Source organism: Chryseobacterium sp. G0162, assembly GCF_003815715.1.
Classification (GTDB): Bacteria; Bacteroidota; Bacteroidia; order Flavobacteriales; family Weeksellaceae; genus Chryseobacterium.
Window position 1 is genome coordinate 2,453,864 of sequence record NZ_CP033922.1, and the last position, 20,353, is coordinate 2,474,216.

Annotated in this window: 18 protein-coding genes; 8 read left to right on the forward strand and 10 right to left on the reverse strand. The window is 34.7% G+C overall.

The features are described 5' to 3' along the window. Positions 1-18: 18 nt before the first annotated feature. A complete protein-coding gene (locus tag EG344_RS11280) occupies positions 19-330 on the reverse strand; it encodes a 2TM domain-containing protein (RefSeq protein WP_228412914.1) in 312 nt (103 codons plus the stop codon). After that, complete coding sequence (locus EG344_RS11285; protein ID WP_123858423.1) at positions 314-1,645, reverse strand: 2TM domain-containing protein; 1,332 nt, start codon at positions 1,643-1,645, stop codon at positions 314-316. Before EG344_RS11285 ends, EG344_RS11280 begins: the two co-directional genes overlap by 17 nt. Before the next feature lie 306 nt (positions 1,646-1,951). Here EG344_RS11285 and EG344_RS23910 point away from each other — a divergent pair, with 306 nt between their 5' ends. Next, the gene (locus EG344_RS23910; RefSeq protein WP_164464422.1) at positions 1,952-2,113 is read left to right on the forward strand and encodes a hypothetical protein; all 162 of its coding nucleotides are present in this window, start codon (positions 1,952-1,954) and stop codon (positions 2,111-2,113) included. A gap of 97 nt (positions 2,114-2,210) precedes the next feature. Then, positions 2,211-2,384, forward strand: a complete 174-nt coding sequence (locus EG344_RS23915; RefSeq protein WP_164464423.1) for a hypothetical protein — start codon at positions 2,211-2,213, stop codon at positions 2,382-2,384. 89 nt (positions 2,385-2,473) lie between these two features. On the opposite strand, the gene EG344_RS11290 is transcribed toward EG344_RS23915, so the two are convergent. The 3 genes from EG344_RS11290 to EG344_RS11300 all read right to left on the reverse strand — a co-directional run bounded on the left by EG344_RS11290 (position 2,474) and on the right by EG344_RS11300 (position 6,442). Then, positions 2,474-3,130 carry a hypothetical protein gene (locus tag EG344_RS11290; protein WP_123909516.1) on the reverse strand — a complete coding sequence of 219 codons (657 nt, stop codon included), beginning with the start codon at positions 3,128-3,130 and terminating at the stop codon, positions 2,474-2,476. Between the two features lie 47 nt (positions 3,131-3,177). After that, the gene (locus EG344_RS11295) at positions 3,178-5,424 is read right to left on the reverse strand and encodes a TonB-dependent receptor (protein WP_123909517.1); all 2,247 of its coding nucleotides are present in this window, start codon (positions 5,422-5,424) and stop codon (positions 3,178-3,180) included. Between the two features lie 115 nt (positions 5,425-5,539). Then, positions 5,540-6,442 carry a GyrI-like domain-containing protein gene (locus tag EG344_RS11300; protein WP_123909518.1) on the reverse strand — a complete coding sequence of 301 codons (903 nt, stop codon included), beginning with the start codon at positions 6,440-6,442 and terminating at the stop codon, positions 5,540-5,542. A 295-nt stretch (positions 6,443-6,737) separates the two neighbouring features. Here EG344_RS11300 and EG344_RS11305 point away from each other — a divergent pair, with 295 nt between their 5' ends. Next, the gene (locus EG344_RS11305) at positions 6,738-7,241 is read left to right on the forward strand and encodes a superoxide dismutase family protein (RefSeq protein ID WP_123858419.1); all 504 of its coding nucleotides are present in this window, start codon (positions 6,738-6,740) and stop codon (positions 7,239-7,241) included. Positions 7,242-7,296: 55 nt separating this feature from the next. On the opposite strand, the gene EG344_RS11310 is transcribed toward EG344_RS11305, so the two are convergent. Then, complete coding sequence (locus tag EG344_RS11310) at positions 7,297-9,426, reverse strand: carboxy terminal-processing peptidase (RefSeq protein WP_123909519.1); 2,130 nt, start codon at positions 9,424-9,426, stop codon at positions 7,297-7,299. Positions 9,427-9,762: 336 nt separating this feature from the next. Here EG344_RS11310 and EG344_RS11315 point away from each other — a divergent pair, with 336 nt between their 5' ends. From EG344_RS11315 to EG344_RS11325, 3 genes are all read left to right on the forward strand, one after another. Continuing rightward, a complete protein-coding gene (locus tag EG344_RS11315; RefSeq protein WP_123858417.1) occupies positions 9,763-9,933 on the forward strand; it encodes a lmo0937 family membrane protein in 171 nt (56 codons plus the stop codon). Between the two features lie 312 nt (positions 9,934-10,245). After that, entirely contained in the window at positions 10,246-11,034 is a 789-nt protein-coding gene (surE, locus tag EG344_RS11320) for a 5'/3'-nucleotidase SurE (RefSeq protein ID WP_123909520.1), read from the forward strand. 297 nt (positions 11,035-11,331) lie between these two features. Beyond that, entirely contained in the window at positions 11,332-12,369 is a 1,038-nt protein-coding gene (locus EG344_RS11325) for a GMP reductase (RefSeq protein ID WP_123909521.1), read from the forward strand. A gap of 108 nt (positions 12,370-12,477) precedes the next feature. On the opposite strand, the gene fabG is transcribed toward EG344_RS11325, so the two are convergent. From fabG to EG344_RS11345, 4 genes are all read right to left on the reverse strand, one after another. Beyond that, complete coding sequence (fabG, locus tag EG344_RS11330) at positions 12,478-13,221, reverse strand: 3-oxoacyl-[acyl-carrier-protein] reductase (RefSeq protein ID WP_045492138.1); 744 nt, start codon at positions 13,219-13,221, stop codon at positions 12,478-12,480. 170 nt (positions 13,222-13,391) lie between these two features. Then, positions 13,392-14,903: a WG repeat-containing protein gene (locus EG344_RS11335; protein WP_123909522.1), complete on the reverse strand. Its 1,512-nt coding sequence runs from the start codon at positions 14,901-14,903 to the stop codon at positions 13,392-13,394. 7 nt (positions 14,904-14,910) lie between these two features. Then, entirely contained in the window at positions 14,911-15,585 is a 675-nt protein-coding gene (rsmI, locus tag EG344_RS11340) for a 16S rRNA (cytidine(1402)-2'-O)-methyltransferase (RefSeq protein WP_123909523.1), read from the reverse strand. A gap of 2 nt (positions 15,586-15,587) precedes the next feature. Further along, positions 15,588-17,075, reverse strand: a complete 1,488-nt coding sequence (locus EG344_RS11345) for a hypothetical protein (protein ID WP_123909524.1) — start codon at positions 17,073-17,075, stop codon at positions 15,588-15,590. A 61-nt stretch (positions 17,076-17,136) separates the two neighbouring features. On the opposite strand from EG344_RS11345, the gene EG344_RS11350 reads away from it, so the two are divergent. Both EG344_RS11350 and EG344_RS11355 read left to right on the forward strand, forming a co-directional pair. Beyond that, complete coding sequence (locus tag EG344_RS11350; protein WP_123909525.1) at positions 17,137-17,724, forward strand: thymidine kinase; 588 nt, start codon at positions 17,137-17,139, stop codon at positions 17,722-17,724. A gap of 183 nt (positions 17,725-17,907) precedes the next feature. Then, complete coding sequence (locus EG344_RS11355) at positions 17,908-20,352, forward strand: bifunctional UDP-N-acetylmuramoyl-tripeptide:D-alanyl-D-alanine ligase/alanine racemase (protein ID WP_123909526.1); 2,445 nt, start codon at positions 17,908-17,910, stop codon at positions 20,350-20,352. The last annotated feature ends 1 nt before the right edge of the window (position 20,353 follow it).

Here is a 20,353-nt window from a genome sequence, read left to right on the forward strand (position 1 = left end):
TCTTATTATTTCACTATCCTATTGGTTTTTCCTGTCTTTTTCCATCAATTCACGAATCTTCTTTTCCTCCCAATTCTGCAGGTAGCCATTTTTTGAAAGGAAGACTGTCATGGCATGCGCCAATATCCCAATACCCCAGAATGTAAGGGTAAAGAAATTCTTGAACTCAAAATAACTTTCTCCGGGCTTCAGATGGCTATAATTGTAAAAGACAATCAACACATTAATAATGACATAGACAAATAAATGAGCGTAAAAACCTCTTAGTTTCTCAACATATCTTTTTGCTTTCTGATATTGAATATCATTTTCGTTAAATGTTTCCATCATTATTATTTTTTTGATTGTTCATAATTTCACGGATCTTCTTTTCCTGCCATGAATCTCCCACTCCGAAAACCTGAAAAGCATGAGAAGCTACTCCAATTCCCCATCCGAATACCGGAAACCAAAACCAGTGAAACGAGCTTTTGGTAAAAAGATTAATAAAGATCAAAAAGGGAATCACAATACAGTAAGAAATCAGGTTCATATAGAAATCCTTGATCTCTTTCATTCTCTTCTGAGCTTTCTTATAAGCTTTAAGATCATCATCAGACTTTTCACTGACAATATGAGGCTTATTAATAAGCATCGGAAGTTTTACTTTAAAATAATCTTCAGATTTTTCAATGAAAACATTTCTTTTAGTAAGCAGAGAATACCGTTGTACAATATTCGCCAATCCAATGCCCGAGCTTTCTTTGATCTGTTCCCTTACCTGTAAATTATTCTCAATACAAAGAATATCATTTTCTGAAAAAATTCTAATGACCAATGGCTTTGATGATGTGGCAAAATTATGTTTAATACAGTTTTCCAACAGAAGCTGTAATGACAGGGGTACCACAAATTTCCGGTAGTCTTCTTTCTTAACATCAAAAGTAAAATCAACACTGTCTTCAAACCTAGTTTTTAAAAGATCACAATAGGTTCTGGCAAATTCTATTTCATCTTCCACTGTTACCAGCTCTTTATCTTTCTGTTCAAGTACATAACGGTAAATCTTTGACATTGAAGCGGTAAACTTCTGTGCCTGATTAGGGTTCTCATCAATCAATGAACTTAAAACATTTAAAGAATTAAAAAGAAAGTGAGGGTCCAGCTGATTTTTTAAACTTTCAAACTGTGCATTGGCAGACTTGGCAATGAGCTTCTGCTCTACCACTTCTTTTCTGGAAGTCTTCTTCAGTTCCTGCATAAAACCTTTGGCGTGAAGAAAGGCAGAAATAAGCAATGCAATGTTGATGGTAAACCAGTTGGCAAGGTTATATTTTCCTGAAAAATATTCTTCCGTAGTAGCCGCTTTCTGGATCAATACAAAATTGATATAGTTACAAAAATAGACTAATATAATGTTGATAATGATAACGGAAATAATGCTTATCACCGCTCTTTTGGATGTCTCCTCAGACCAGGGAAACTTTTTGTTGAGAAAGTTGTTCAACAAGCCGTTTCCACCACCTAATACAAATGTATACAGAAGTGAAATGAGTATGGTCAGTACAAAGTTTTCCAGATTTTTCTCTCCTGTAAAGGCAAAAAAGAAAAACATGGAGACTATGAATGAAATCCAAAACATGGTGATAATATCCTTACGTTTCATGATGAGTTTTCTTGATTCAAAAATAGCTTTTATTAAAGGTATCAAAAATTATTTTTTACCGAAAGGTTAGTTTTTATCGCTGAGCCGTACATATAAATAATATTGAATTGTGCCTCATCAGGCCCCATACACAGTATTATTAATTTCACACAAAAAAAACATAAATCAGCAATATATTCATTGAAAAACAAATATTTTAATAATAATAATTTTGCGAATAACAATATTTATCCTAAATTGGAGAAATATAAAAACAGCGTTATCCGAAAAGCTTAAAGAGTAGGAATATCAAAAAACAAACTAAAAATGAAAAAACAAATTAAATTCAAAGAGCTAAAAAAACTGACTAGAGATGAGCAAAAGAAAGTGGGTGGTGGTTTAATTCCAAAAGATCCTTTTGAGGATGATGGCTGCGGATGGAATATGTGCAGAAATCAGTATGGAAGATGCTCAGTATTTGCATGCTAATACCCGAACAAGTAAAATTAATCTAAACATTAGGAAAATATAATATTGTATTTCCGAAAAAAGTTAAAAAATAGGAACATCAAGAAACAAACTAATAATGAAGAAACAAATTAAACTAAAAGGTTTAAAGAGCCTTTCCAGAAACGAACAAAAGAATATTTCAGGCGGAGATACAATTCCAAGAGAACCAGGAAATGATGATGGTTGCGCATGGAATATGTGCAGAAACAAAGCAGGATTTTGTACCAAAGACTGGAGTCTATGTGAGTAAAATTCACTTTTATATAAAGAAAAAGTACCATAGTGATGTGGTACTTTTTCTTTTTTAAGCCTGATATTTGAGGCCCTTCGATTAGATTATTATTTATTTTCTGCCGGTAAGCTTAGAAAGTATTCGGCTTCAGATTTACCCCAGTTCGGATCTAAGGAAGTTTTCGGCTTATAAGCATTAAATTTTGCCAATGCAGCCTTAAACTGCTCTATTCCTTTAGTTTTACTCCCACCATATTGTTCAGGCGTAAAATAAGTGTCTTCTGCTTTAATCAAGGCTATTCTCGGATTGCCCGGATCCAATTTCTCTGCAATATTAAGCTCTTCCCCGGCTCTTGCTCCATCGGTCATATATCGTTGCTGCGGATTCACCATCATTCGCATAGAATAGGCCATTTTTCTCAATAAATGAATTTCAGCATTATCTGCCCCTGCGAGATTCTGAGCCATTCCCAGGTATTTTTCAGCCTGTGCAGCAACCCCATCGAGATCCTGCACCTGTCCGCCTCGCATCATAATTCTTCCTTTTTGGATAGAAGCGAAAGCAGCATAGTATTGAGGAAGCCATTGTGAACTTTCTTTACTTCCTATTCTTTGAAAGTCATTGGCAAGGGTCTGAAAGTCTTCTGCAGTTTTGCACGTTTCAATTTTTGCAATTTTCTCAGTCATTATTTTTTCATAATCTGTCTGAGCAAAAGCAGTTAAACTCATAAAAGCTAAAGCAAAGCTTAAAAGGTATTTTTTCATACTATTAATTTTAAAAGTTAGTAATAAGGTTCTTCGAAGTTAGTTTTTTATAGGTTATTATTGATAGCGTCTTGTGTTTTATCTGCTCCGAAACTTATAAAAGCTCCCACAAATACAAAGGTGTTTACAGGTGGAACCACAGCTGAGCTTCTTGCCCCGTCTACTGAAAAATTATAGCCATACACATTTTTCGATCCCAGCACGTTGGAAATACTTAACACAAATACCGTAAATGCCCGTGCATCCTTTTTTCCAAGATTGGGAAGATAATTGATACTGAAATTAAGGGCATTATAGTCTTTCAGTCTTCCTTCATTTCTGGTATAATTAACTGCCTTTCCATTCTCAAATGTAGAGGCAATATCATAATAAGGTCGTCCTTTTGCATAAGTGTATGACAGGTTTACCCCAAGTTTCCATTCAGGAATGAATCTCTTTACCACAGCAGAAAGGGTGTGTTCTGCTGCAAAACTCGGTTTGAGACTCACCGGATAATTGAGAAAATCTCTTTTAGAATCCAGGAATGAATAGGTAATCCAGTAATCTATATTTTTGAATGTTTTTTTATTGTCTCTCCAGAACAATTCAAGTCCTTTGGCATAACCATAACCGTCATTATTCATTGCAGTTTGTACCTGTTGATTTTGTTCTTTGTCCGGTGTTACATTAAATGTTTTAATTAACTGATCATATTTTTTATAAAATGCCTCAAAACGTAAGGTTCTTCCTTCTGAAGCTCTCTGAATCTGAAAAATATAATGTTGTGATTTTTGAAAACCCAGGTTAGCCGGGCCCTTGATATATTTACTTTCAGGATTTTGATAGAAAAGTCCATACGCAATAGAGCTTGTCCAGTCTTTTGCAAAACGATAAGCCAATGCTAACCGGGGAGCAATATTACTTTTATTTAAATAGGATGAATGCTCTGCTCGCACCCCTACTTTAGCAGACAATGCATTACTGAAGCCTAAATCTGTTTCTACAAAAGCAGAAGAAATCAAATCTTTATATCGTTTGTTCACCTGCTCAAAGTCTAGCTTTTCATTCGTATTATTGAACTCTAAACCTCCTCTCAATGCACTGATCCTATTTATTTTTCTTTCCATAACAGCCTTGAAATTAATATAATTTCCATCTGTTAACAATCTGGTTTTACCTGATTCTACTTCATTGGTTTCGGTAGAGAAATTAAGATCTGATTTGTTATATGAGTAAGAACCACCCACATTGAGAAGATATTTTCCGAATTTCTGCCTGAAAGAGAGGTTATGATACGTATTTGCACCATTTAATCTTACCAGGGCAAAATCATATCCGGGTTCCAAACTCTCTGTTTTCACCCCCATTTTGTTGGAATTATACATTCCGTAATATTTTAAAAATCCTCCTGACTTTGTTTTAATTCTAAAGTTGAAGTCACTGTTCAATCCTTTGGGAGCATCAATAAAATTTGTATTGAAATTAAAAACCTTTTGCATCAAATTCAACATTGAATATCCAAGGGTCGCTCCATAGGAATGGTTTTTATCTTCACTAAGCCTCTGGAAACCTGCGCTTAAAAAGATCGGTGAAATTCCAAAATCATAGGAACTCTGATCCGGCAGGTCAACACTTTCCAGTAATAATGCCCCGGAAAGAGCCTGTCCGTATAATGCAGAGTATCCGCCACTGGAAAATATATTTCCTTTAAACAAAGAAGTATTGAACTGATCTCTCCCTGCAATTCCCGGAATAGAATTGGAAAAATAATTGTTGATAAGGCTGCCATCCATAAAGATTTTGGTTTCAGTTCCGGTACCTCCTCTGATGAATAACCCTTCGGTACCTCCAACTTTCTGTACTCCCGGAAGATATGTTAAAGCTGAAGAAATTTGTCCGTCCGCACCGGCTGTAGTATAGATATCGATAGGAGAAAGCAATGCGGTTGCTCTTTTTTTATCACTGGCCTCAATGGAACCCGCAGAAACCACTACGGCATCAATTTCACTGATTTGTTCTTTAAGCTGCATATTCAACATTACCTCCTGATTATCAATAACAATGCTTCTTTCCACTTCTTCATACTTGGGATGAGTAAAAGTTAATATGTGATTGCCTTTTTCAGTCGTTTCAAAAGAAAAGTTCCCCTGAGCATCAGTTGTTGCACCATCATATGTATCTTTTAAAGTGACATTTACTTCTCCTATTCCTTTGTTTCTATACGTTACTTTTCCTGAAACTTTCACCTGGGAATATCCCAGTATAAAAGCAAAAAAGGAAAGCAGAAGTAGTATTTTTTGTCCTTGAGTTTTCATAGTTTTTAATATCTGGTTCAAAAATAATATGAAAAATGCCTTTTTGTAAAAAAATAATTACTGAAAGGCATTCTTTTGTAACCGAATGGTAAATACCAAGACTTACCTGTTAAAATTACCCGATAGGAATACAAAAATCCACGATCATTTTTCCTTCCGGATGTTCTTTAAAATTAGAATGATAGATTTCAAAAGGAAATGTTCTTCTCATTGAGTAATGGTGTTCATTCATCCATAAAAATAAGGATACCCAGCACTGTTCAAAGTCGTTGAGCGTCACTTCACCACTCCCGACTATAAACTTTCCAGCTTCAATAGTTTCTGAAAAAACCTCTCCTTTTGAGTCCTCAAGTTTTTGATCCAGAAGCATACATGCATGAATTCTGACTTTATCCGGAGGGGTTACTTTGAAACTGTCATGATAAACAGAAAGCATTTTGATATTTTCCCGGGGAAACAAATGATTCTTTTTTGCCCAATCTATCAATACATTGAATGAGGGTTCTACATTAGCAATCCCCAGGCTCATTACTGCAGCCAGATTCATTTCCGGCATTTCTTTCACTTCGATTTTTAAGTTCATTATTGCCCAATTTAATAGGTTTTCGATAGTGCAAATGTATTGGCTGAAAACCGTATCAACTTGTCCGTTCTTGCGCTCTGTTTGTAAAATCTTGTGAAATGTTTCGGGAGCTTTCTTTCGAAATTCTGAAGGAGGAAGTCCGTAATATTTTTTAAATGTCTTGCTGAAAACCGAGTGATTTGAAAAGCCAAGATCAAAGTAAATATCTTTGATTTCCATTTCTTTCTTTACCGCCAGAAAAAAAGCACTTTTCTCGGTTTTTTTCCTGATGATATAATTTTGAAGAGTTTCTCCTGTAACCAGCTTAAAAATCCTGTGAAAATGAAAAGGTGAATAGGCACTGATCTCTGCTATCCTTTCCAGAGAGAGATCTGCGTCAAAGTTTGCATCAATATATTGTATGGTTTTTACAATCCGTTTTTTATAGTCTTCCAAAATAAAAAGTGTAGAATCACAAAGGTATTGATCCTAAGTATATTTCAGTTGTCTATTGTTGCTAAATAATATTGTTTCATAGTCTTTATAAACACTATGCTTTAATGAAAAAGGATTTTTAAAGTTGTTTTTTCAACCTGAATTATCAGGATGGTAAACATGCACATTCTGAGACTAAAGGAAACTAATTAAAGCGCAATACTCACTAGAGCTTCAGAAAAAAAACTGAAATCATAAAGCGTTTTGGAAAATCTTTATTAATTTTAGCATAAATATCACTATAAATCATTTAAAAATGAAAGTACAAACACTAGCATTATTGGCAGGATGTGCATTTTTGGCAGCTTCATGCGGAACTACAAAAACGTATGCCGTAAATGCCAAAAGCGGAACTCAAACAGGTGGAACGGCAAAGTTTACCCAGCAGGGAAATGATGTTATCATGAAACTGAATGTAACCAACCTTACCCCTGGAATCCACGCAGTACACATTCATGAAAAAGGTGACTGCTCTGCAGCAGACGGAACCTCTACAGGCGGACATTGGAACCCATCCAAGAACGATCACGGAAAATGGGGTGCTGAGCACTTCCACATGGGAGATATAGGAAATTTGGTAGCTGACCAGAACGGAACTGCCGTTTTAACCTTCAAGACTGATAAATGGTGCCTGGGCTGTACAGATGAATCTAAAAACATCATCGGAAAAGGTCTTATTGTACACGCTGCAGCTGATGATTTCCATACTCAGCCTACCGGAAATGCCGGAGGAAGAGTAGGATGTGTAGAAATTAAGTAATCTATTATTTACGCAATAAAAAAACCGATAATTTTCATTATCGGTTTTTTTATGTTTATGATTTTACTCCCATCTCTGATACAATATTCATTGCTTCCTGCAGGTAAAGATCTTTTTTCAGATTCTTGATCCACATTTCAGATTTCTTTTTGAAAGCTTCGTCTTTCTTCTCTCTTTCAACTTCACTTGGATACATAATAAACTGTAATCCGTTCTCAAATTTTGTCAATACTTTGAACTTTTCAATCTGAGATTTTCTGTGTTTCATCACTTCATTGAATTTATTGATGTTCAAAGTAATGTTTTCCTCCTTATCCAGTTTTTCTCTCCATTGAGCTGATTCTAACAGAAGCTGGTAATTTTTGTTCTTGGCCATTCTGTCTGAACTTGCTTTTTCAAGAGCCTGGATATTAAAGTAGTTAAGTTTCTCAAATTTTGTAGCCGGAATTTTATCCCAAGCCAGGGCAAAGTCGTCATAACGCTCTCCTACTTCTGCATAGGTAAAGAAATCTTTCATCTGAATATCCGAAACAATTCCTTTTCTCTGTGTAGACTCACCTGTGATTCTATAGAACTTCTGAATCGTCAGTTTTAAAGATCCGAAATCATCTTCTGTATTCAGGAATCTGTTCAGGTCAACAAAAGTCTGAACGGTTCCTTTTCCGAAAGACTGTGGAGATCCGATTACCATAGCTCTTCCGTAGTCCTGCATTACTCCTGCAAGGATCTCAGAAGCCGATGCTGAAAGTTCGTTTTGCATGATAACAAGCGGACCTGTCCAGATTGGAGCTTCATATTTATTCTTTAGAGTCTGTATTTTTCCATTTCCGTCCTTCACCTGTACGTAAGGTCCTGCATCCATGAAAAGCCCCATAATATCCCCTACTTCCGTTAGTGATCCACCACCATTGTTTCTAAGATCTAGAATGATTCCTTCAATATTCTGAGCTTTAAGTTTAACAATCTCATTTTTGATATCATCAGAAGCATTTCTTCCTTTTGAATTTTCAAAATCAGCGTTAAAGCTTGGAAGGTTGATAAATCCATATTTCTTACCATTCGGAGCATTTACCACAATACTTCTTGCAAAAGTATCTTCAATAGCAACTTCTTCACGGATCATGGTTACATCTTTAATAGTTCCGTCTTTTTTCTGAACGGTTAAGGTAACAGGTGTCCCTTTTTCTCCTCTGATTAATCTTACAGCTTCATCAGAAAGCATTCCTACTACATTTACAGCATCATCTTTTGGTTTTGATTTTACCTTCAGGATCTTATCTCCTTCTGAAAGCTGCTTGGATTTCCATGCAGGAGCACCAATGGTAAGAGCCCCAAGATAAAGATTTCCTTTTTTCTCCTGAATTAATGCTCCAATACCAATTACTTTACCGGTAAACTGAGTATCAAAATCTTCTTTATCTTTTGGAGAATAATAGTTGGTATGCGGATCGAATACTTCAGTATAAGCATTCATGTACACCGTAAACCAATCCATTTTCTTTCTCTTTTTAAATCGGGTAAAAGTCTCTTTTACAAGATCTTTTACTTCATCTGTAGCTTTTTTGATCTTTTCATCCTGAGTAAGAACTTTAAGCTTAATGGTATCGTTTAATTTATACTTCTGAACAGAGTCTTTCTTCTCTTTCTGAGCTTCTTCCTTACTGTTCATCGATTCAACTTCCTGAAGAATGTTGTATTTGATGAATTTTTTCCACTCATTATATTGTTCCTGCTTATTTGCGGGTACTTTTTTAAGCTTTGGCTCCAGGGTAAGCGTTTCATCTTCCTGAAGGTTGATAGGCTTGCTGAAAATATCCTGAGTAATTTTATCAATTTCATCTACTCTTTGGTAAAGCCTGTCTATCGTGAGTTTATAGAAACTCAAATCCCCCTGGTTGATATAATCATCAAGCTTTGTTTCATGCTTATTGAATTCATCCATATCAGATTGCAGGAAGTATCTTTTGGCAGGGTCTACCAATTCGAAATAGTGCTTATAAACATCTTTTGAGTAGGCATCATTGATAGGCTTCGGACTATAATGCAGGTAAGAAAGAGTGTTTTTTACGCTCACCATTATTGTCTGCATCTTTTCATCATCGTTCTTCGGCGAGTTGAAGCAAAACATTAGACTGGTTAATGGAATAAGTAGTAAAAATTTATTCAGTTTGAAATTTTTCCACATAAACTGTCTTTATTTATTAATTTTTTGAAAAATAAGTATTGTAATAAGTAGCAATAATTTGCAGACTGTTACAAACGATCAAATTTAATACCTTATTTACAAATATCGCACAGTTTTAAGAATTTTTATTCAATGAGATCTTTATGTTTTATTTTCCAAAGGCTTCTCCTCTGATGAAAATATAAAGTGAAGCCACACTATTTCTTCCATTTTTAAAAGTTTAAACTTAAAAAAAGCTTTCTTAAAAATTCATAAATATATACCACAAAAAATACTTTTGCCCCATAAAGGCATAAAATATGCTAAGATTTAAACAAATCACTAAAATTTATTATTATGAGAAGTTTATTATGGTTAGTTGCAGTCATCTGCATCGTTGTATGGCTTTTAGGAATGCTAGGAATTGTTCCGGGAATAAGCACAGGTTATTTAATTCATGTTTTGCTTATAATAGCTATTATTGTTATTCTTTATAACATTATTACAGGGAGAAAACCACTGGATTAATGATAAACCATACATAATACTGCACAGTATTATTCTGTTTTAATTTCATTGTTAAATTTTCTTTGGAAGATGATAAACTTATGCTAAATTTCAAAAGTAATTTAACCCATTGGGAGTTTATTTCATTCTTTATCCAGGCTCCTTTCCATACTAAAATGTAGTGTGTATATTCCTGAAATTAAATCAATGAATGATAACCTGTTGTTTTATTGCGTCTTATTTTTAACTACATTTGATGTGTTGAAAATTCTTTTTGTTCCATTCTAAAATGAACAGATTGTACTGCATTTGTATAAAAAATTAAGATAATATATGGAAAGACCGCTTATTCTGGTTACTAATGATGATGGAATTACAGCTCCGGGTATCAGAAATTTGATCAGTTTTATGAATGAAATCGGAGAAGTAGTTGTGGTAGCCCCCAACTCTCCTCAAAGTGGCAAAGGCCACGCTATTACGATTAACTCTACACTTAGTTACGAAGAAGTTACCCTTGATGGCCCACAAACAGATTATTCCTGCAGTGGAACTCCTGTAGATTGTGTAAAAATGGCTCTTGATAAAATTCTGAAAAGAAGACCTGATATTGTAGTTTCAGGGATTAATCATGGTGCTAATTCATCCATTAATGTAATCTATTCCGGAACAATGTCTGCTGCTGTTGAAGCAGGTGTTGAAGGAATTCCTGCGATCGGATTCTCATTACTGGATTTCAGTTGGGAAGCAGATTTTAGTCAGGCTAAAGAATATATTCAGAGTATTGTAAGAAGAACTCTTGAAAATCCAATGCCGAAAGGAATTGTTCTGAATGTGAACATTCCGAAACTTCCTGCATCAGAAATAAAAGGCGTAAAGGTCTGCAAACAGGCTCATGCTAAATGGGAAGAAAGCTTTGATGAAAGAGTAAATCCACATGGGAAAAAGTATTACTGGCTAACTGGGTACTTCAATAATATGGATGATTCTGAAGATGCTGATGAAACAGCTTTGGCTAACGGATATATTTCTATTGTACCTGTAAAGTTTGACCTTACCGCGTATGAATATATAAAAACATTGGAAGAAGTAATGGTTTTTGATACCGTAAAGGAAACTAAATAATACTGTTATTTAAAGATAAAAAAAGCGTGAAATTTGATTTCACGCTTTTTATTTTTGAGATCCTGCATATTAAGCAGATGATGCAAATTTACCCTTCGCAACTGTGACTTATGCCCAATCACCTGTGGTAAAAAATAAAAATAATATCGCTTCCCCGGCAACCTTCTAACCGCCTCAAAAAGAAGATAGACAGTAATATTCTTACCGGAAATATGAAATAATACAGGAAAATCCATCGCTTCAAAAACAGTCCATTTCAGATTATTTACTACCTTTATTCTGACAAATAATTACAAAATGCGTATAGAATATGACATAAAATTAGGGTTTAAGGATGTAATGTTCCGCCCTAAGCGTTCCACATTGAAATCCCGCTCAGAAGTAAATCTGGAAAGGGAATTTATCTTTAAACATACCCGAAAGAAATGGAGTGGAGTTCCTGTTATCGCTGCCAATATGGATACCGTAGGAACTTTTGAAATGGCAGTAGAACTGGCTAAAGATAAGATCATCACCGCTGTACATAAACATTATACTCCTGAAGAATGGACGCAATTTCTGCAAAGCCAGCCTGAAAGTATTCATCAATATATCGCTTTAAGTACCGGAACAGGGAAAGCAGATGAAGAAAAAATCAGAATGATTCTTGATAAGCATCCAAAAATTGAGTTTCTATGTATAGATGTTGCCAATGGTTATTCTGAGCATTTCGTTCAATTTGTGAAGACGGCAAGGGCTAATTTTCCTGATAAGATTATCATAGCCGGTAACGTTGTAACTGGTGAAATGGTAGAAGAGCTTCTTTTAGTAGGGGCAGACATCATTAAAGTAGGAATTGGACCTGGTTCAGTATGTACCACTCGTGTAAAAACAGGCGTTGGTTATCCGCAATTATCTGCGATCATAGAATGTGCTGATGCCGCACATGGCTTAGGAGGCCATATTATTGCAGACGGAGGCTGTAAAGTTCCGGGAGATGTTGCCAAAGCTTTTGGTGGCGGTGCCGATTTCGTGATGTTGGGCGGAATGTTTGCCGGACATGATGAAAGTGGTGGTGAAATGATTGAAGAAAATGGTAAGAAATACCGTTTATTCTACGGAATGAGTTCGAAAACAGCAATGGATAAACATTCAGGAGGAGTAGCTGAATACCGTGCTTCAGAAGGGAAAACTGTAAAAGTAGCTTATAAAGGCCCGGTTGCTGAAACCGTGAAAGATATTTTAGGAGGAGTACGTTCTACCTGTACCTATGTAGGAGCTTCCAAGCTTAAAGAACTTTCCAAAAGAACCACTTTTATAAGGGTTCAGGAACAGGAAAATCAGGTTTTTAACTAATAAATAATTTTTCTCGCTGATTTTTCAGATTACCCAGACCCCTGAATATAATTTTGCGTAAAAGAGAAACAAAAAAATAGGCTACACATTTTGTGTAGCCTTTATATTTTAAGTTAACATTCCTCCGTCAACGTTTAGGGTCTGTCCGGTAATGTATGATGCCATTTCGCTTCCTAAGAAAACACAAGCATTGGCTACATCAGCAGGCTGTCCTCCTTTTTTCATTGGAATTCCATCTCTCCATTCCTGAACTATTTTTTCATCCAGAATAGCAGTCATTTCTGTTTCAATGAATCCTGGAGCAATAGCGTTACATCTGATATTTCTGGAACCTAATTCTAATGCCACAGATTTTGTAAATCCAATTACACCTGCTTTAGAAGCTGCATAATTTGCCTGTCCTGCGTGTCCCTGAATTCCTACTACAGAAGTCATATTAATAATAGATCCTGATCTTGCCTTCATCATCGGTTTGATCACCGCTTTTGTAAGGTTGAAAACTGAATCAAGGTTTACTTTGATTACCTGATCCCAATCTTCTTTAGACATTCTCAATAATAAGTTATCTTTTGTAATCCCTGCATTGTTTACCAAAATATCAATCTGCCCAAACTCTGCCATTACTTCTTCTACTAATTTTTGAGCCGCATCATAATCTGATGCGTCAGACTGATATCCTTTAATTTGGGTTACAGAACTTAAAGCTGCTTCTAATTCTTTAGCTTTGTCTACAGAACCGGCATAAGTAAATGCTACTTTTGCTCCTTGCTGAGCATACATTTCAGCAATCCCCTTCCCGATTCCTCTTGTAGCTCCGGTAATTAGCGCTACCTTTCCTTCTAATAATTTCATATCTCTTGACGATTATTTTTTTATAACTCATTCAGCTAGTGAAAGCTGACTCACTTAGTATCATAATTCCTTTTCAGAATTAAACGGTGTGCAAAGATATTATAAATTGTTATTCAACACATTGAAAACATCAAAATACTGAACTTTTTTGTTAATTTTCTATGATTTAGCTATAATTTTGCTACATCATTTCTAAATCTGGTGAAATAAATTACGTCTGTTTTTTTATCTTTATTCAATTTTAATGCTTCCTTCATCCAGATATATTTATCATAAATAATCTCTGTTAAAGGCTCATTTTGAAAATTTAAAACTCCATATTTTCCTTCTTTCTTTACCACGATTTCATTTTCAAAGTTTTCAAAGGCAATAATATCTTCATAAACAAACGGAACAATTTCTGTACCCTTAGCGTCCAGAATGCCATAAAGATTAGCATTATTCATACAGACAAGGGGTTTTGAATATTCATTAAGAATATTAAAGTATTCAACATCTTGGTGCTTTACCTGCTTCACATCCTTAATTTCAACTGCAGATTGATTCATTACTGAAAATCGATAATATTGATCCTGCCTTTTAATAATTATATTTTCAGAATAAAAACCAACAATCTGATCACCCTCATTCAGAATATTTTTGAGTTCATGATCCAAAAGCTTTTCCTCATTTCTGTTTTTAAGATAAATAAAATCCTTTCCAGAGACTATAAAGTTTTTAATAAAGTCATATTCTTGAGGAACCACGATATTCCCCTGCAGGTCTGCTATCCCTGATTGATCTGACTTGTCTCTATACACTCTGAAAAAATGGTTGGATAATGAATATAAATATTTAAAACTATTAGGATAAATACTCCTGTCTTTTTTATAAAAAACTGCTGTTTTATTGCTTTTTCTCAGATAAATATATTCTTTTTTACCAAAGTACTCCGGAGTGATATCACTGTAAATTTCATCAGCTAAAATATTGTTTTCAGTATCAATCAGCCCATATTTTCCAGTGGCTTTATTCTGAGTAATCAGATAAGGATAGGCATTTATATCGACTACATTCTTTGAAAACTTATGCAAAGTTTGGCCTTTGGTCCCTATGATCTCTCTTTGGTTGTCTTCATTAGTGATTAGGGCTCTTTCATTTTCAAAGCTGTAATCATCCTTAAATTCTCTATCGCTAAGCTGTTTTCCACTGAAATCATACAGGAACCATTTTTTATCTTTTAAAACAAAAAAAGTGTCCTTTCCGGCAAAACGGATCTTATCTGAATCCGGAATAATAAGTTTTCCGTTATAATCATAAACAGATTCTTTTCCTTGTCTGGAAGCAATAATGCGTTCTTTGCTCCACCAGGGTGTATTGAAATCCTGATCTTCAAAAGGAAGCAATTCATTTCCTTTTTCGTCAATAATTGCTGATTTCCTCCTGTTTTCTTCTTCAGAATAAAGAATAAACCTGTTTTTGAAAATGTGGGAAATACCTCCTTTATATGAAGATTCAAAAGTAATATTGCCTTTAGCATCTATAATGCCCTGCTTTTTGGAAACAGGATCAAATGCAACCCCGAATCCATCAGAATATGAACTTACCTCCTTCCCGGTCTTTTTGGAAAGAAGAACCTTAGTGTATTGGTTAGTTTGCCCCATACAAACTGTAGAACACAATACAAAAATCAGTTTTTTCAATTAAAATTTAAATAGAATTATTGACAATAAGAACAATCTCCCCCTTTAAAGTTTTACTCTTGGAAAATTCAATTAATTCATTGATTGTTCCTCGTTTAGTTTCTTCAAACTTCTTGGAAATTTCACGGCTTAAACTTGCTTTTGTGTTTTCACCAAAGAATTCCTTAATCTGTTCTAATGTCGTGTTGATCTTGTGTGGACTTTCGTACAGCACAATGGTTTTCTTTTCTTCAGCAAGCTGCTTTAACTTGGTTTGTCTTCCCTTTTTTTGTGGTAAAAATCCTGCAAATAGAAATTCATTGTTCGGCAGCCCAGAAACCACCAAAGCCGGAATTAAGGCTGTTGCACCGGGAAGACAGATCATTTCTATGGTATTATCTGCTCCTGCTTTTGCCAATAAATACCCCGGATCTGAAATTCCTGGGGTTCCTGCATCAGTAATGATGGCAATATTCTGACCGTTTTTAAGGTCTGTAATTACTTTCTCTGTGGCCTGATGTTCATTATGTAAATGATAAGATTTTAAAGGCTTAGAGATTTCAAAATGTTTTAAAAGTATTCCGGAAGTTCTGGTATCTTCACATAAAATATAATCAACATCTTTAAGGACATTTACTGCCCTGAAAGTCATATCTTCCAGGTTCCCAACGGGTGTGGGAACAAAATATAGGATTCCGCTCAAAATTATAAAAATTTATTTTCCACCAATATCCAAAGTCGTTGAGCATATTCATCTACTTTACTCCATTTTCTTTCGTAATAAAGGTCGCTTAGATATTCTTTGGCTTCCTCCAGTGTTCTGAAATGATTCAATTGTGCTACTGTATCATTAAGATCTGCCTGGCTTCCTTCAAATAACATTTTTGAAAAAGCTATCCTGTCATTCAAATCCAATTTAAACTCCGGTTTTGGCTTTTCAGCTTCCATAAAGTTGGTAGGAATATTAGATTTCAGGAGACTTCCGGCATCTTCTTTTAAAGATTCAGGTTGGATTTCCTTTGGAAAATCTCTTTCCAGCGGATCGTCATCAAACAGAGATTGAACAGCTTTCAACCCTTTGATATTGGCTAATTTTATTTTTTTCTCCTGATGATATTCATCTAAATTTTCAAAACTCTCATCAGAAGGATGTATTTCTGTTTCTTCGGGAACAGGTTTATCTATTTCAACAATTTTTCTTCTGTCATATACTTCAGCAAGTATCTGTTCGTCCTGTGTTTTTTCTTCAGAATGATCATTTTTGATGTCATTCACAATATTTTCTACATTGGAAGTTTCGGTGGCCAGTTCTCCTTGTTCTAAAGAGATCGTGGAAGCCACAAATTGTTCTTCATTTTCTTCAATCAGCATTTCGTCATCAAGCATTTCAGTATCAAAAATACTTGGAATGGTCTCTCTGACTTTATTTTCTTTGGTATCGCTTACTTCTGCAAAATCTACCTCTTTTTTATTTTCAATTTCATCATCATCCATTTCATTCAGCTGGTTATTAAAGATGGCTTCTTCTTCTGTTACTTCATCTTCAAACATATCTTCATTGATATCTTCATCTGAATCCGGTTTTGCATCAGCAAGAATTTTCTCTTCATCTACAAAGTTTAGCACATCTTCATGAGCAACTGAATGTTCATTTTCATCTATTTCATTCAGCTGGTTATTAAAAATAGCTTCCTCTTCCGTTACTTCATCAGAGTTGGCTGATTGTTGAATATTTCCAACAGTTCTTACCTCATTATTTTCGGCCACAAAGCTAATGATATTTTCATGGAACTCATTTTCAACAATCTCATTCAATTGATTGTTAAAGACTGCTTCCTCTTCATCAGATCCGATGATAAAGTTGTCATTTTCGTGCTCATCAATTTCGTTCAGCTCATTATTAAAAATAGCTTCTTCTTCTGTTACTTCATTTCCAGTATCATGATGATGATGATCTCCTTCACTAGAAACAAAAGAAATAGGATGACTGCCTGAGTGTAAAGCAGGCTCTTCTGTCACGAAATATTCTATGTTCTTTTCCAGCAATTTCAAAAAAGAAATTCTGTTAGCAAGCTCATCCACAAGATCTTGCTTGGAAAGTAATTCATCTACGTTATTTATTTTGTCAAGATTATCGATGATATTCTTGGACTCAAATAAAATCTTTTCCTTTAAATCTTGGATATTTTGCATGATAAGATTCTTATTAAAATTGCTTACTTTTGATGTTGAAAATATACGGCTAATTTAACAAATGTTTTTAGAAAATACAATTAATCATTCCAAACAAAGTGGTTGGATGGAAGTGATTTGTGGCTCTATGTTTTCGGGTAAAACCGAGGAGTTGATCCGAAGATTACGTAGAGCGGAAATGGCAGGACAGAATGTGGAAATTTTTAAACCGAAACTGGATATCCGGTATTCTGAAGAGGATGTTGTTTCTCATAATCAGAATAAAATCCGCAGTACCGCAGTAGATAATCCGAATGAGATTCTTCTATTGGCATCCAATTGTGATGTAGTAGGAATAGATGAAGCACAGTTTTTTGATGAAAGCATTGTTGAGATAGCAAACCAACTGGCCAACAGCGGCATAAGAGTTGTTATTGCAGGATTAGACATGGATTTCCTGGGGCGTCCTTTCGGACCCATGCCCAATTTGATGGCTACCGCAGAATACGTTACAAAAGTGCATGCTATTTGCAAGAGAACAGGTAACCTTGCCAACTACTCTATGAGAACCTCCCAAGGAGATAATCTGGTAGAACTGGGTGAAACGGAAAGCTACGAAGCCGTAAGCCGTCGTGTTTTTATTGATGAAGTGCTTTCAAAAAGAAAGTAATGAGTATCAATAAAAGCTCGAAAACATAAAATATATTCACTTCATATAATATAAATGAAAAACGAAAAAGCAATATTGTAAAATTCTAAAAGGAGATCTGCTTACCATAATGAGCTCTTCTAACCTCTTTGCAATTTTACCTGTTTGCAATTTCGCCTTAAAAATAAAGCAGAAAGGGTACCAATGAACTATACAGTACAACAAATTGCAGAGATCACCAATGCAGAGGTTATTGGAGACAAAAATTTAGTGGTTAAAAATATAGCCTATGACAGCAGAATTATTTATTCAATTAAGAATGCTGCGTTTATTGCAATCAACACCCATAAAAATTCTGGTGAAAAGTTCATTGAAGCTGCTATAGACAGAGGAATTAATATTATTATTTCTGAACATCAATATCCACAGTTTGAAAATATAACATGGATTATTGTTAAAAATTCTGTGGGTTTTCTGCAGCAATTAGCTAAGTATCACTTCGAAAATTCTCATTTAAGATCCATCGGAATCACCGGAAGTAATGGAAAAACAATTTTAAAAGAGTGGCTGTACCAATGTTTATGGAATGAATTTCCTACTGTAAAAAGTCCTAAGAGTTTTAATTCTCAGATAGGACTTCCCCTTTCACTCCTTCAAATCAACAATTCTCATCAGCTGGGAATTTTTGAAGTAGGAATTTCTCAACCGAATGAAATGGAAAAGCTTGAAAATATTTTCCATCCTCAGATCGGATTGTTAACGCATATCGGAACAGCTCATGCTGCCAACTTTTCTTCCGAAGAGGAACTGATTGATGAAAAGATTAAACTTTTCAAAGATTCTGAAGTGATTATTTATAATGGTGATCATTCTTTGGTAGATCAGAAAATAAAAAAATTATACGCTGATAAAAAATTAATCTCTTACGGATTTAAAGAAACAAATAATGTCTTCATCAAAAAAAATATTAAGGATGAAAACATCATTGTTGAATATTTTGGTGAAGAAATCAGTTTTCCGGCTCATCAGAGAGACGAATCAACGTTAACCAATGCTACGGCGCTTATCGCAGTCCTTAAGGTGTTACAGATAGAAAATAAAAAGATCGTTGAAAAAATCAATCTTTTAAAGGCCGTCGAAATGAGGCTTGAAGCAATTGAAGGAATTAAAGGCAATATTGTCATCAACGATTCTTTCAATCTGGATCTTGATTCTTTGAAAACTGCCCTGCAATTTTTGAAGGAATACAATAAACCCAAAAAATCTTTGGTCTTAACTGATATTGTAGGAGTGAATACCAATTCTCAGGAATTATACGAAGAAGTTTCAGAATTGGTTAATGAACAAAATTTTGACTCAGTATACCTGATTGGTGATGAAATATCAAAGTTCAGTGAATTATTTAAATCTAAAACTTATACTTTCATTGATACCAAAGAACTGATCGAAAGCAAACATCTATCTGAAATCGAAAACCAGATCATTCTTCTGAAAGGAGCCCGAAAATTTGAAATTGAAAAATTAAAAGATGTTCTTGAGCTCAGAAAACATGATACGGTTTTAGAAATTAATTTAAATGCTATTCTTCATAATATCAATTATCACAAATCTCTTTTAAAGCCACAAACAAAAATGATGGCTATGGTAAAAGCCAATGCTTACGGTTTGGGGAGTTATGAAATTGCAGAGTTTTTGCAACATCACCACATTGATTATTTAGGAGTAGCTTTCGCCGATGAAGGGGTTGAACTTCGTAAAAAAGGAATTACCACTCCTATTATTGTAATGAATCCGGAGCAACATAGCTATCAGACCATCATTGAATATAATCTGGAACCTGAAATTTATAGTTTCAGGGTATTGGAATTATTTTATGAAGCAGTACAGAAATCCGGATATGATAAAAAATATCCTATCCATATTAAACTGGAAACAGGAATGCATCGTCTTGGATTTAAAGATTTTGAACTGGATCAATTAAGTGAAACTTTAAGTCAGAAAAATCTTACAATTCAAAGTATCTTCAGTCATTTATCTTCCTCAGACATGCCGGAAGAGAAAGAATTTACTTTAAGACAAATGGAAGTTTTTGAAAAAAATTCAAGCTATCTGATTGAAAAATTAGGCTATGCTCCCCTGCGACATATTTTAAATTCTTCTGGAATAACCAGCTATACAGATCATCAATATGATATGGTAAGAATTGGTATTGGCATGCTTGGAGAATCTCCGGATATTGAAATTCAGAAACAATTACAGTCTGTGGTAAGTTTTAAAACCGTAATTTCACAGATATCAATGGTTGAAAACGGTGAATCTGTTGGATACAGCAGAAGATTTAAACCAGATCATCTGACAAAGATCGCTACGATCCCGGTTGGATATGCTGATGGTATTCCAAGACTGATCGGAAACCAGGTTGGAAGTCTGGGAGTCAATAAGGTATTGGTTCCAATTGTTGGAAATATCTGTATGGATATGATGATGATTAATGTAGAAAATGTTCCGAATGTAAAGGAAGGTGACATGGTAACCGTCTTTAATGCAAAACCAAGTTTAAAAGAATTCGCAGGATACTGCAAAACGATAACCTATGAAGTATTAACATCCATTTCGCCTCGGGTGAAACGGATTTATATAAAAGATTAAC

Excerpts from the sequence above, each read along its gene's own strand:
- EG344_RS11280 (WP_228412914.1), bottom strand. The coding sequence starts at position 330 with ATGATGGAAACATTTAACGAAAATGATATTCAATATCAGAAAGCAAAA.
- EG344_RS11285 (WP_123858423.1), bottom strand. The coding sequence starts at position 1,645 with ATGAAACGTAAGGATATTATCACCATGTTTTGGATTTCATTCATAGTC.
- EG344_RS23910 (WP_164464422.1), top strand. The coding sequence starts at position 1,952 with ATGAAAAAACAAATTAAATTCAAAGAGCTAAAAAAACTGACTAGAGAT.
- EG344_RS23915 (WP_164464423.1), top strand. The coding sequence starts at position 2,211 with ATGAAGAAACAAATTAAACTAAAAGGTTTAAAGAGCCTTTCCAGAAAC.
- EG344_RS11290 (WP_123909516.1), bottom strand. The coding sequence starts at position 3,130 with ATGAAAAAATACCTTTTAAGCTTTGCTTTAGCTTTTATGAGTTTAACT.
- EG344_RS11295 (WP_123909517.1), bottom strand. The coding sequence starts at position 5,424 with ATGAAAACTCAAGGACAAAAAATACTACTTCTGCTTTCCTTTTTTGCT.
- EG344_RS11305 (WP_123858419.1), top strand. The coding sequence starts at position 6,738 with ATGAAAGTACAAACACTAGCATTATTGGCAGGATGTGCATTTTTGGCA.
- EG344_RS11310 (WP_123909519.1), bottom strand. The coding sequence starts at position 9,426 with ATGTGGAAAAATTTCAAACTGAATAAATTTTTACTACTTATTCCATTA.
- EG344_RS11315 (WP_123858417.1), top strand. The coding sequence starts at position 9,763 with ATGAGAAGTTTATTATGGTTAGTTGCAGTCATCTGCATCGTTGTATGG.
- surE (WP_123909520.1), top strand. The coding sequence starts at position 10,246 with ATGGAAAGACCGCTTATTCTGGTTACTAATGATGATGGAATTACAGCT.
- EG344_RS11325 (WP_123909521.1), top strand. The coding sequence starts at position 11,332 with ATGCGTATAGAATATGACATAAAATTAGGGTTTAAGGATGTAATGTTC.
- fabG (WP_045492138.1), bottom strand. The coding sequence starts at position 13,221 with ATGAAATTATTAGAAGGAAAGGTAGCGCTAATTACCGGAGCTACAAGA.
- EG344_RS11345 (WP_123909524.1), bottom strand. The coding sequence starts at position 17,075 with ATGCAAAATATCCAAGATTTAAAGGAAAAGATTTTATTTGAGTCCAAG.
- EG344_RS11350 (WP_123909525.1), top strand. The coding sequence starts at position 17,137 with ATGTTTTTAGAAAATACAATTAATCATTCCAAACAAAGTGGTTGGATG.
- EG344_RS11355 (WP_123909526.1), top strand. The coding sequence starts at position 17,908 with ATGAACTATACAGTACAACAAATTGCAGAGATCACCAATGCAGAGGTT.